Origin of the sequence: Floridaenema fluviatile BLCC-F154 (genome assembly GCF_041929135.1) — a bacterium.
GTDB lineage: Bacteria > Cyanobacteriota > Cyanobacteriia > Cyanobacteriales > Aerosakkonemataceae > Floridanema > Floridanema fluviatile.
Map to the genome: position 1 here is coordinate 50,593 of NZ_JBHFNS010000046.1, position 13,147 is coordinate 63,739.

Below are 13,147 nucleotides of genomic sequence, written 5' to 3' on the forward strand. Positions count from 1 at the left end.
CATTGGCAGGACTTACGCAGCAAATCTAAATATGGTGGTATAGTGCGTTCTGCGATCGCTAAACACCCGACAGAGGCTTGGCGTAAGCCCTGATTTTTTGTGCAGTAGTAGTTAATTAAAATGCACGATGTATACTCTCCAAAAATTCTCGATTACTTCAGAAATTAGGGCAACTCTACGGTTAGGAATTCCTCTAGCAGCAGCACAGTTAGCGCAAAGTTTAACAGCATTTGTCGATACAGTAATGATGGGCTTATTAGGAAGTCAAACTATTGCTGCTGGTGGTTTAGGTGCTGTTACTTTTACCATCTTACTACTTGTTAGTTCCGCAATTGTTTCTGCGGTTAGTCCGTTAGTAGCAGAAGCTTATGGTGCGAATCAAATTCAAATGGTGAAATGTGTAGTTCGCCAAGGTTTGTGGTTAGCAATTATTTTCGGAATTCCGATTAGTTTAATCGTTTTTTATGGAAAATCACTTTTGCTATTATTTGGACAAGATGCCAATACTGTAGCAATAACAGAAAAGTATTTGCAAGCGATCGCCTGGGGCGTTGTACCAGCTATAGCTTTTGCAGTACTAAGAAACTTTGTTTCTGGCGTTTCTCAACCTCGCCCAATTATGGTAATAGTAATTTGTGGCACCTTCTTAAACATCGCTGCAAACTATGTTTTGATGTTTGGTAAATTAGGATTACCAGCATTAGGATTAGCGGGAATTGGTTGGGGAAGTACGCTATCTTTTTGGAGTATGTTGATTGCTCTGATCGTTTACATCAACAGCGAAGCAACTTTGAAAAAATATAACGTATTTTCCAAACTTCACCAATTTAACAAACAAGTATTTGGCGAAATATTGCACATAGGATTACCAATTGGTATGTTAACTGCTGTAGAAGCAGGATTATTTACTGTGACAACATTCATCATGGGAATGTTAGGAACAACCACCTTAGCAGCACATCAAATCGCCTTACAAACCGCAGCTACAACCTTCACAGTTGCTTTGGGAATTTCCTTTGCTACTACTGTTCGTGTCGGACAAGAAGTAGGTCAAAAGAATGTCAAAGGTTCCCGTTTAGCCGGGTATGTTGGTATTAGCTTGGGAGGAATATTCATGGCATTTATGGGCATTTTATTTTGGCTAATGCCAGAAACAATAGTTTCCCTTTATCTTGATATTAATAATCCTGCAAATACCGAGGTTGTCAACCAAGCAAAAGCATTGTTAAAAGTAGCTGCATTCTTTCAAATAGCCGATGGAATTCAAGTTACTGCTGTCGGCGCTTTGCGAGGATTAAAAGATACCAGAATACCCATGTTAATTGGCATTTTCGCCTATTGGTGTATTGGGTTAACTAGCGGCTATTTACTAGGTTTAAAACTCGGTTTTGGCGGCGTAGGACTTTGGTGGGGTTTAGCACTTGGTTTAGCAGTAGCATCAATTATTTTAACTTGGCGTTTCAGTGTAGTTAAAGTCAAGTAAAAAGCGGAAGTTGTAGGGTGAGTCAGACCATAAATTCAGTTGATAGCATTAGAGTTTTAGCTTCTGACGCACCCTACTAATTAAAGTCAAGTAAAAAGCGGAAGTTGTAGGGTGCGTCAGACCATAAATTTAGTTGATAGCATTAGAGTTTTAGCTTCTGACGCACCCTACTAATTATGGTCTTCCTTACTCAAAAAATAAAACTTAATTGTATAGGTTCTTGGGGAATTAGAGTAGAATCATAATTCAAAATAAACACCTCCTTCCCCTTATAACGTTCCCCCTTAAAATTCTCGGCTTTTTTCTCACCCTTTTTCTGATCGTCAGTTCTATTAATTGTGTAATTCCACTCTCGATCGTGCATTTCCATCGCCCATTCATACAATTCTCTAACTTCCGGGCTATTATCATAAGTAATCAGAAACTTAATTCTATCCTTGTGTTCCTTCAGTATTTCAGATAATCTATAGTGATCGTTTCGGCAAAAAGAATGAGTGTAAAATTTATCTTGATCGGCATTAAAATAAGGAGGATCGATAAACAAAAAAGCATCATCAGGAACAGTTTTAATAACTTCGGAAAAATCCCAACAAGTTAACTGAACATTTTGCAGTTTTTCCGAAGTGCGGCGAATATTTCTGGGCCAATTTTCCGGGCGCATACTATACTTATCACCATATCCCCAATAACAGTTTTGTGGCTTCATTATCCCTGAGTATGAGGTACGATTTAGATAAAACCATCTGGCTGCTGCTTCTAATTTGTTTTGCGGGATAAACTCATTTTTATAATAAGCGTGTCTTTCTTTTGTTGCTTGTTCTCCTGCTAAATAATTGATTAATTGTTCGGGTCGATCGCGAATGATTAAATATGTATTTACTAGTGCTTCGTCAATATCGTTAAGCCAATTGTTTTTCACCTTTGATTTGGCAAAAAATATCGAACTTCCACCAGCAAAAGGTTCTACATAATGGGAGTGAAGGGGAATGTGTTTTAAGATGAGATTTCGGGCGTAAAATTTGCCGCCTGCATAACGGAATGGGGAATTTATAGATTGATTCATTGTTGCGAAATTTGAGGAATTAAACCACAGATGAGACACAGATGAACACAGATGAACACAGATGGAATAACTGATTTGTGCCAGATATACCTTATTTATAGTATATCCTTTAAATCTCTTAGGTAAAAGGTGAAATTTACACCAAAAGACTGCTCTAACATCTGTGTTCATCTGTGTTTATCTGTGGATATCTGTGGTAAAAAAACCTAAATTTTGCGCTATCCTCTGAGTAATCGTAGTCCACTTAATGTTACTAAGACTGTCGATCCTTCATGTCCAATTACACCTATGGGTAAGGTGATATTTCCGGCGAAGTTAGCTATTAGTAAGAGGACAATGAAAGTTAAGGCGAAGATGATGTTTTGTTTAACTACTGTTTGCGATCGCCTTCCTAATTCTACCGCAGTGGCAATCTTTTCTAAGCGATCGGTCATTAATACAATATCAGCAGTTTCTAGCGCCACATCGCTACCTGCTGCACCCATCGCTATTCCTACTGTTGCTTGTGCTAAAGCGGGTGCATCGTTAATACCATCACCTACCATTGCTACTGCACCATATTGCTTTTGTAGTTGACGGATTAAATATAGTTTATCTTCTGGTAATAACTCAGCTTTGACTTCGGAAATACCGACTGCTTGGGCGACACTTTCCGCCGTTTCTTTATTGTCACCTGTGAGCATAATTAAATGTTCGATGCCGAGTTTTTTCAGAGATGCGATCGCACTAACAGCATTTACTCTCACTTGATCTGCAATCACAATTAATCCTAAAACTTCATTGTCACAAATTACCCAAACTACAGTTTTTCCTGTTTGTTGAAACTCTCTTGCTTGCTTAATTAACTCTGGATGTAATTCAGGAATTAAAAACTGGACAAAATTTAAATTACCAACTACAATTGATTGAGAATTTAATTGACCTTTGATTCCTTGTCCGGGATGTGCTTGAACTTCGCTAACAGTTGGAATCGTCATTTGTTCAGCAGCGAAACGGCAAATTGCTTGTCCAATTGGATGTTCAGAATATGACTCTAACGCCGCCGCTATTTGTAAAACTTCTGTTTCTGATTTCCCGGAAGCAGCAATAATAGTGTAAACTTCTGGTTGTCCAGTGGTGAGAGTTCCGGTTTTGTCGAAAGCGATCGCCTTTACCCGTCCAATTAACTCTAACTGCGCTCCATTTTTAAACAAAATTCCCTGTCTTGCACCATTAGAAATTCCCGAAAGTAAAGTTGGCATAATCGCCGCCATTAACGCACAGGGAGAAGCAACAACTAAAAAAATTAATGCTCGATAAATAGTAGTTTCCCAATTCCAATCTCCCAAAAATGGCGGTAAAATTGCCAGCAAAATACCTACAATTACTACAATTTTAGCATAACCTCGCTCAAATTTTTCGATAAATTGTTGCGAAGGAGGCGTTTCATTTTGTGCCTGTTCTACCAAACGAATTACTCGTTGAATTAAACTACTTTCAGGTGGTTGTTCTAAGCGCAATTTTAACGCCCCATTACCGTTTAAAGTTCCCGCAAAAACTTCATCGCCAATCGTTTTGTCTACCGGAATAGATTCCCCAGTAATTGCAGCTTGATTAATAGTGCTGTAACCTTCGATAATTACCGCATCAACTGGGATTAATTCACCAGGTTTAACTAATATTCGATCGCCTATTGCTAAATTAGCGATCGCCACCTCCACTTCCCCACCTTTTTGTAATACCCTAGCAGTATCAGAAGTTAAACTCATCAAACTACGAATACTGCGTTCCGTTCGTCGCATTGCGTAACTTTCCAGCGCCCCACTAATCGCAAAAATCAGAATCAAAATTGCCCCATCAATTATTAAATGATATTCTCTTTGCCACAATCCCAAACCAGCTGCCCCCAAAGCTGCCACAATCATTAAAAGGTCTACATCTAATTCCTTTTCTTCAAACAAAGTAGTCAAACCTTCACGGGCACTTTCGTAACCTCCAATCACATAAGCAGCAGGTAAAATCAAAAGCGCCAATCCCACCCAATTAAGATGTAGTGCTAACCAACCAAAGCTAACTAAAATTGCACATAAAATAGCTGCCATTGCATCAGAATTTTCCCGACTCCATGACAAAAAACGAGATTGCGGCAAATTAAGAGAGTTAAGCATAAAAACATACAAAGCGACTCCCTTAGCTTAAACCTTGACATTAATGTTAAAGTCAAGCTATTGCCTGTATTGTAGAGACGTTGTATACAACGTCTCTACAAGGTTTCTGGTTTCATAAGATAAAGTAGTGAATATTCGATCGCACTTTTCGAGCAAAAAACCATGCTCACCACCACAAACTACCAAATCCTCTGGGAAAAACTACCAGATGATTACATATTGCCAAACGATCCAGTGGACAACATCAATCAACCTTCCCTAGCAGCGGCGCTAACAGAGAGTTTACAACTTTCTGGAAGATTACCAGACACCGCCCTTACCGCTACCAACTACGGAATTTGTGCCACCGTCAATGGTAAAATTGTCGTCAAAGCACCAGACTGGGCATACATTTCTCGCATTACCGTTCCCCGCGAACAAGTCAATCGGAGTTACACCCCCCAACTTCAAGGAGAAATTCCGACAATAGTAATGGAGTTTCTGTCAGACACCGAAGGCGGAGAATATTCAATTAAAGAAACCTATCCCCCTGGCAAATTCTTCTTTTACGAACGCATTTTGCAAATTCCCAATTATGCCATTTTCGAGCCCCAAGCAGGAACTCTTGAACTCTATCGTTTGAACGATGAAAAAAAATATAAGTTGCAATCTCCCAATGAACAAAATCGTTTTTGGATACCAGAAATGCAGCTATTTTTAGGAGTTTGGCAAGGAAATCGAGAAAATCGCCATAGCTTTTGGTTACGTTGGTGGAATGAACAAGGTAACTTACTTCTTTGGGGTAGTGAAATAGTAGAACAAGAACGCCAACGCACCGAACAAGAACGCCAACGAGTAGAACGTCTTGCAGCACAATTAAGAGCAGCAGGTATCGAACCAGAACTATGATTAGAAAAGCAGAAAAGCAGAAGTCTAGGGTGGAGGAAAACTCTGTAGGGGCGGGTTTAGCAGAAAATCCTGTCAGCAAAACAGAAGAATCAACAACAAAACCCGCCCCGACAAATTCTCTAAGGGCGGGTTTATCTATATATTCTGTTGGGGTTGTTAACTCAATGGAAAAACCCGCCCCTACAAGTCAAAATTCTCCCAATCCCAATAATCTCACAATTCACGAACTCACCCAATTAGTTGGCGATGAAGTGACACCGCGAATGGTGCGACATTATCATCAATTAGGGTTAATGCCGCAACCTGTACGATCGCCCAGCAATTATCGTTTATATTCAGAACAAGATGTCCAAAGACTCAAAAGAATTGTGGCATTAAAACGCCAAGGTTTTCAATTATCTCACATTCACAAACTATTAGAAGTAGAACCAGAATCCGAAAAAGAAACCTTAATGACGCAGTTACAGCAACAATATCGCACAGTAATGCAACAAATTACTCAACTGCGACAAACAGCGACAGCATTAGAAGGTTTAATCGGAAGAGATCAAGATTGTGAAATTGTGCAATCAGAAGCTTTATCGCAACTGAAACAATTAGAAGTAGAAGCGCAAGTTGGGTTAAGCGGATTAGAATTACTGTGGAATAATTTAGATGCAGAAGTTCACGCTCATCCCGAAGCATTTCAAGAATCACTACAAAGATTATTACCTGATTTGAGCGATCGATCTGAAATAGAAATAGATTTACTTTCCCAATTAGTATTAGCTTGTGGAGATGTTAGCTTAGTTCCCTTTGTGTGCTTAAGTAAATCACCCGAACAAAACGCGATCGCAGCGGCGCGTCAAGCATTAAAAACTGGTTGTGCGATCGTTGCAGATACAACAATGGTAGCAACATCATTAGATCGAACAAGATTAACTCATTTAAGTTGTCGAGTTGAAACACTAATTGATAATCCTCACATTCACAACGCCACCGAAGTAGAAGAAGAATTTTGGCGCAATCATCCCTTACAAGAAAAAGTAAACCAATTACCCAAAGGTTGCATTATTGTAATTGGTTATGCTCCTTCCATGTTAATAGCAATTAGTGAAGCAGTGAACAAAGGCGCAATAAATCCAGCTTTAATTATTGGAATGCCGATCGGATTTAGTCACGCCCCAGCTGCCAAACGCCAACTAATGAAATCTGCTATTCCTTATATTACGATAAAAGGTACGATCGGCGGCGGTTTACTTGCCGCAACAACACTTAATAGTTTAGTCGCTTCGCTACTCTCAAAACCTGACTGTCATTGTTATTTAAAAAAGGGGACTGGGGACTAGGGACTGGGTACTGGGGAAGATTATTACCCTACAGAAAGGCTACGCTTACATCTGCGTTCATCTGCGTTTATCTGCTTTCATCTGCGTTTAAAAAATCATATTTCTAGAACTTACGCACTCAGATCCCCCAACCCCCTTACCAAGGGGGCTTGAGAAATTCCCCCCTTTGGTAAGGGGGGCTAGGGGGGATCGAGGTTTCAGGCTGAGAGTGCGTAAGTCCTAATTTCTGTAAAATCCTACAACAATCGCAACTGACCATCAGTTTCTATTCCCGAAACCTCCCAATCTTCGTCATTTTCCCCTAATAAACTTTGCGCCGCTTCCATCATTTCTGTAGCAAGATCTCGTAAATCTTCTCGATTATCTAAATAAGTTTTTAGTGCTTCTAAAGGAGTCATACTAGCACTAGAAGTTAGTTCTGGTAAACGAGGTTTGGCTAATTGACTGACTAATTCTGCTTGAATTGTATAACTATGAGCTTCAGTTAAAGCTTGATGTAAAGACGCAGTATCAATTAAGTCTAATTGTTCCGATCGCAACTTATAAATCAACCTCACTACCGCATCTTTGATTTCCTTTTTGCCGATCGCCTTTACAATACCCTCTTGCGGATCTTCAGCTTTCGATACATCAACTTCGATCGTACAAAAAGACCGCACAGGTAAAGGACAAAACTCCCACTCAGTATTCCCCTTTTCCAAATGAATCATCACATAACCTTTGTCTTCCTTTTCCTCGCTAAAATCTACCCTTTCAATACTTCCCGGATAAACCACAGGTGGATCGTTAGACTTGTTTAAATTTTGGTGTTTATGAACGTGACCTAACGCAACATAATCAAAACAAGGACGAGTTAAAAAAGATAGTGGAATTGTAAAACCTTTACCAACTGCTAATAACTTCTCTGCGCCTAAACTTGCGCGATCGACCATTAAATGCGCTAACATAATAGTCGGTAAATTAGGCTCTAAACGTCTAATTTCCCCCTCTAAAGCAGGTTCTAATTTCTTTATCAATAACTCATTAACGTCAGCTAAACATAACCCTTCCGTTTCCGGTCGAGTTAATAAAGCAGAACGAGTAATCCAAGGTAAAGTAACAATTTGAACCGCACCATTAGCAGTTTCAATACAATGAGTCTTTATCGTATCTCCAACAATAAACCCAGGTACTCCCAAAGTCCGATAAATTCCTAAACTTGCACCTCCCTGACCTTGGGAATGTTGGTCATGATTTCCTACTAACAAAACTGTCGGAATTTGAGCATCAACTAAGCGGCGAAACTGACTAGCAAACGCTTCTTTTACATAAGGTGGCGGCGTAGCATCAGGAAAAGCATCCCCACCAAATAATACTAAATTGACGGGTTCGGAAATTGCTCTGTCAATACACTTTTCCAACGTACTAACAAAATCTTCCAACCTTGTATTTAAACCCGTCTCTGGATTAATCTTCCCATGAGAAAACCCGCTTCCAATATGAATGTCAGATAAGTGCAGAACTTTAATCATTTTTGTCACTTGTCATTGGTCAATTGTCATATTGTAGGGTGCGTCAGACAGCTAACTTAAAATCATAGAAAAAACTTAAATATCTGACGCACCCTACATTCTTTTTTACAGAGATTTAATGACTAACTAAATGTGAATTCCACACTCAGTTTTACCAGTTCCGCGCCAACGTCCTGCACGTTCGTCTTCACCTTCTGCAACTGGTGTTGTGATTGGTTCGTCGCCAATACTGGGATATCCTTGATCGTGCAAAGGATTGTAGATCATTTTATGCTCAGCAGCATAAGCCCAGCTTAACTTGCGTGTCCAGTTCGCTAAAGGATTGACTTTAATCCGATTTTCTTTATCCTCTTCAAAAATGGGCATAGTGGCGCGAGTGGGCGCTTGGTCACGACGGCGACCAGTAATCCAAGCTACTGTTTCTAATTCCGCCAATCCTCTTTGTAAAGGTTCAATTTTGGTCAATTCGTGGAATTTTAGAATATCTGTATCCCAAAGTGCTTCCCCGTGTGCTGCGGCGAATTCTTCACGGGTGTTGATGTCGGGGATTTTATAAGTACGGAGATCTAAGTGGTAAATTTCGGTAGCTTTTTTAACTAGCTCTAATGTTTGAGGGAAATGGTATAAAGTGTCCAAAAATATTACTGGTACTGGATTTGCTGGCTTGAGTTCTCGATATAAAATATCGGTAATTACTAAGTCATCTACGTTAAAAGCACTAGTTTGAACGAAACCAGTGGGAATATTTTCGACGCACCAAGCGAGAATTTCGCTAGGATGGGCGTTTTCAAAGCGTTGATTTAGTTCGTCTAGGTTAAGTTGGCTAACTGCGACTTTCTGTGTTTCGGGAGTTTGAACCATGATAACTGTTGCCTATTCCTTGGGCTAATCTTTTATACTGTTAAGTTTACCCTATAAAGGCACATATTCCTATCGGGGATTAGAGATTTTTAAGTTAAGGATTTTTAAGTATTAATGCTTAAAACTAACACGAGTCGGGGACAGAATTGTACCATTCCTTAGATTTCCCATTTATGTTTAGCTAGGTTTAGCTGTGGTTTGATTCCCGAAAATAAGGCAAATGCGATTAATTATGTACAGCAAACCGGGTTGTCACTTGTGCGAAGGTTTGCAAGACAAACTGGAACAGGTGGAAGAAATTGATTTTGAGTTAGAGGTGCGGGATATTACCACTCGCGATGATTGGTTTGCGGCTTTTCAATATGAAATCCCGGTTTTATTTAGGGTGCGAGATGAAAACCTAGAGGTTGAGGAACCGCTTCCCCGCCCTTCGCCTCGTTGCTCAGTTTTACAATTGGAGCAAATGCTACAGAAGTATTTGGGCAATAATGGTTCACAATAATGCCCAATATCCCTTGTGAGGAGTTCCTGACATGAAGCTGAGAGAGATTTTGGCAAGCGTTCCCAACATTGTGCAGTCGCCTAACCATCCGGCTTTGGATGCGGAGGTGACTGGGTTGGCGACTAATTCCCATGCTTGCAAACCGGGAGATTTGTTTATCGGAATGCCGGGAACTAGGGTTGATGGGGGGGATTTTTGGCCCAGTGCGATCGCATCTGGCGCAGTCGCCGCTTTGGTTTCCCCTACAGCAGCCCAAAAAAAGGCGGAAGTAAGCGAAAAACCTTGCATTATTCCCGCTACTGATATGAACACAGCTTGCGCCCAAGTTGCAGCCGCTTTTTATGATTATCCCGCCCAAAAGCTGCAACTTGTTGGTGTCACGGGTACAAATGGCAAAACTACTACGACTCATTTAATCGAGTTTCTCTTAAGAGAAGCCCAAATTTCTACGGCTTTAATGGGAACTCTTTACGCCCGTTGGCAAGGTTTTGAACAAACGGCAATTCATACTACTCCTTTTGCTGTTGAGTTGCAGGAACAGCTAGCTTCAGCAGTAGCCGCTGGTTCAAAAATGGCAGTAATGGAAGTTAGTTCCCATGCTTTAGCCCAAGGTAGGGTGATGAATTGTCCTTTTGAGGTGGCGGTTTTCACTAATTTGACTCAGGATCACCTCGATTTTCACAAGGATATGGAAGATTATTTTGCAGCAAAGGCGCTGTTATTTAGTCCTGATTATCTCAAAGGTCGGGCAATTATTAATGCTGACGATCCTTTTGGAAAAAGACTGATTGCACAGTTGAGTTCGGAAAAAGTTTGGAGTTACAGCACTCAAGATCGAACTGCTGATTTGTGGGCGGATAATTTGCAGTATCAACCTGATGGGGTGCAGGGGATTTTACATACTCCGGTTGGTGAGACGGAATTTTCTTTGCCTTTGGTAGGTCAGTACAATTTATCTAATATGTTGGCGGCTGTGGGTGCGGCGTTACATTTGGGTTTGTCACTGGCGAAAATTGTTGAGCTTTTGCCTTTGTTTTCCGGTGTTCCAGGTAGAATGGAACGGGTACAAATTCAACCAAATCAGGATATCAGTGTGATTGTGGATTATGCTCATACTCCTGATAGTTTGGAGAATTTATTGAAGGCTTCTCGACCTTTTATTCCAGGGAAAATGATTTGCGTTTTTGGTTGTGGGGGCGATCGCGATCGCACTAAACGCCCAAAAATGGGTGGAATTGCCGCCCAATTAGCTGATAAAATTGTCGTAACTTCCGATAATCCCCGGACTGAAGATCCCGAAAAGATTTTGCAAGATATTTTAGCCGGAATTCCTACTTCAGTAAATCCCGCAGTCTTATGCGATCGCGCCTTAGCAATTCGCACTGCTATTTTAGAAGCTCAACCTGGTGATGGCGTGCTAATTGCTGGTAAAGGTCATGAGGATTATCAAATTTTGGGTACGGAAAAAATTCACTTTGACGATCGCGAACAAGCACGTTCCGCTTTAGCAGAACGCTTGAATAACTAACCTCTCAACAGGAAAAATGTGGTCAAGACAGGGGGAATTTTTCCCCATTATTAACAGCGTTTTGACCGCATTCCCCAAAATAGTTCCTATTTTCTGAATATCTGATGAATTACTAACGGCTATCGGTCTAAAGCGAGATATTTTACTGAGAAAAGGTAACAGCCAACAGATTTGCCTGGGTAATGCTTGATAGTCTTACTAACTTTTCGTCTAATTTATTACCCAAATAATTTTAACTGGTTAATTTACATTATTTACATCTAATAATTATACCATTATTTATCATATAATAATTTAATGTTTCTGTAAAGCTTTGTTGTAGTTTATGTTAGTAAATACTTACTTAATTCTCGTGGTTCTATGTATATTTATTGATATTAATTAGTTTATATTAACAAGCTTAATTGTTTATTAAGAATCATAAATTTTTGCAGTAGTTCATCCACAAAAAGTTATATAAAAGAAATTAGATTTTGATTACCTATATTAAATATTGCTCTCAAGGAACTAGGATGACTACCAACAATGTAGCGGCTAATAAACTAAGTGACCAGTTGACAAATCTGATTCAAAATCAATTTAGTGGCAGACTAGATATCCAGGGAGTAATCACTACTTGGAGTCTTTACTTTTGTCTTGGTCGCTTAGTTTGGACTTCCGGGGGCTGTCATGTCAATAGACGTTGGTACAGGCATTTGAGCCAATATCTAAGCCAAGTATCTGCTGATGATATTCGACTTCGGCAAGGAGAAATCACTCCATATTGGGAATATTTAGTATTAATTGTGTTGGTAAAACGGCAGAAAATTACCGGAGAGCAAGCGGTAGCGGTAATCAAAAGTGCTGTATCAGAAGTATTATTCGATATTCTTCAGCAAGAAGAGAAAGCACCTTTAGCTTTTAGTATCGATCAACAAGAAGTTTTAGATGCCTCTCTTACTTTAATAAATCCCGAAAAAGCACTTAGGGAAACGCTGGAACTATGGCAAGATTGGACGAAAGCTGGGTTAACAAATATATCGCCTAACTTAGCTCCGGTAATTAAGCAAGCTGAGGAATTAAAACAATTAGCTTCGCCGAAAGTTTATGAAACCTTGATCAAGGTAGCCAATGGTAAACGCACAATTAGGGATGTGGCAGTTTTTATTAAGCAAGATACATTAACGGTCATGCGATCGCTAGTTCCTTATATTCGCAAAAAAGTCATTGGACTAACAGAAATCCCCGATGCACCCAAGCCAACCCTCTCCATAACTGCACCCCCACCGCCAACAGCGAGGGTAGAAACAGTAACAATACCTAATCCACCCGGACAAACCGCGATTCAAACCACATCACCACCGAAAACTGCACCACCGAAAACTGCGCCACCTGCGCCAACGCCACCTCCATCATTAAATAAACCATTAGTAGCTTACGTAGAGGATAGCGAAATCGACTGTCAAATTATGCAAGGATTAGTCAGCAAAGCAGGTTATGGTTTTGTGAGTATTAGAGATTCCATTCAAGCTTTACCACTTTTGCTGCAACATAAACCAGATTTAATCTTTTTAGATTTAGTTATGCCAGTAGCTAATGGGTACGAAATTTGTACTCAAATTCGGCGGATTTCCAACTTTAAAAATATTCCAGTGATTATTGTTACAGGAAATGATGGAATAGTCGATCGGGTACGAGCCAAACTAGCAGGTGCTTCCGACTTTTTATCTAAGCCAGTGGGAGAAAACAAAGTATTACCTGTGTTGCAGAAATATCTAAATTCAGCATCATCTTTTTCACCAAATGAAGGCTCAAATCAATCCTTGGGCTATCAGCCTTCTTGATTTGCTAATCAAT

10 protein-coding genes are annotated in these 13,147 nt (G+C 40.0%); 6 read left to right on the forward strand and 4 right to left on the reverse strand.

Features of this window, described 5'->3' with window-relative positions; translation table 11 throughout:
- The first annotated feature begins 127 nt into the window (after positions 1 to 127).
- Positions 128 to 1,483, forward strand: coding sequence for an MATE family efflux transporter (locus ACE1B6_RS11395; protein WP_413257346.1), 1,356 nt, complete (start codon positions 128 to 130; stop codon positions 1,481 to 1,483).
- A 190-nt stretch (positions 1,484 to 1,673) separates the two neighbouring features.
- On the opposite strand, the gene ACE1B6_RS11400 is transcribed toward ACE1B6_RS11395, so the two are convergent.
- Positions 1,674 to 2,546 carry a DNA adenine methylase gene (locus ACE1B6_RS11400; protein ID WP_413257347.1) on the reverse strand — a complete coding sequence of 291 codons (873 nt, stop codon included), beginning with the start codon at positions 2,544 to 2,546 and terminating at the stop codon, positions 1,674 to 1,676.
- Between the two features lie 218 nt (positions 2,547 to 2,764).
- Positions 2,765 to 4,693 carry a heavy metal translocating P-type ATPase gene (locus ACE1B6_RS11405; RefSeq protein ID WP_413257348.1) on the reverse strand — a complete coding sequence of 643 codons (1,929 nt, stop codon included), beginning with the start codon at positions 4,691 to 4,693 and terminating at the stop codon, positions 2,765 to 2,767.
- Positions 4,694 to 4,855: 162 nt separating this feature from the next.
- Between ACE1B6_RS11405 and ACE1B6_RS11410 the strand changes: the two genes are divergently transcribed.
- Together ACE1B6_RS11410 and ACE1B6_RS11415 are read left to right on the forward strand one after the other, a co-directional pair.
- Complete coding sequence (locus tag ACE1B6_RS11410) at positions 4,856 to 5,581, forward strand: Uma2 family endonuclease (protein WP_413257349.1); 726 nt, start codon at positions 4,856 to 4,858, stop codon at positions 5,579 to 5,581.
- A 164-nt stretch (positions 5,582 to 5,745) separates the two neighbouring features.
- Positions 5,746 to 6,909 (forward strand): precorrin-8X methylmutase, encoded by a 1,164-nt coding sequence (locus tag ACE1B6_RS11415; protein ID WP_459563015.1) that lies wholly within the window; start codon positions 5,746 to 5,748, stop codon positions 6,907 to 6,909.
- Between the two features lie 236 nt (positions 6,910 to 7,145).
- Here ACE1B6_RS11415 and sbcD read toward each other — a convergent pair whose 3' ends face one another.
- Together sbcD and cysH are read right to left on the reverse strand one after the other, a co-directional pair.
- A complete protein-coding gene (sbcD, locus tag ACE1B6_RS11420; protein WP_413257351.1) occupies positions 7,146 to 8,420 on the reverse strand; it encodes an exonuclease subunit SbcD in 1,275 nt (424 codons plus the stop codon).
- Between the two features lie 126 nt (positions 8,421 to 8,546).
- Positions 8,547 to 9,281, reverse strand: a complete 735-nt coding sequence (gene cysH, locus ACE1B6_RS11425; protein WP_413257352.1) for a phosphoadenosine phosphosulfate reductase — start codon at positions 9,279 to 9,281, stop codon at positions 8,547 to 8,549.
- Between the two features lie 220 nt (positions 9,282 to 9,501).
- On the opposite strand from cysH, the gene ACE1B6_RS11430 reads away from it, so the two are divergent.
- The 3 genes from ACE1B6_RS11430 (at position 9,502) to ACE1B6_RS11440 (ending at position 13,134) form a co-directional block, all read left to right on the forward strand.
- Positions 9,502 to 9,783 (forward strand): glutaredoxin family protein, encoded by a 282-nt coding sequence (locus ACE1B6_RS11430; RefSeq protein WP_413257353.1) that lies wholly within the window; start codon positions 9,502 to 9,504, stop codon positions 9,781 to 9,783.
- 31 nt (positions 9,784 to 9,814) lie between these two features.
- A complete protein-coding gene (locus ACE1B6_RS11435) occupies positions 9,815 to 11,311 on the forward strand; it encodes a UDP-N-acetylmuramoyl-L-alanyl-D-glutamate--2,6-diaminopimelate ligase (protein WP_413257354.1) in 1,497 nt (498 codons plus the stop codon).
- 512 nt (positions 11,312 to 11,823) lie between these two features.
- Positions 11,824 to 13,134 carry a response regulator gene (locus ACE1B6_RS11440; protein WP_413257355.1) on the forward strand — a complete coding sequence of 437 codons (1,311 nt, stop codon included), beginning with the start codon at positions 11,824 to 11,826 and terminating at the stop codon, positions 13,132 to 13,134.
- Positions 13,135 to 13,147: the final 13 nt, after the last annotated feature.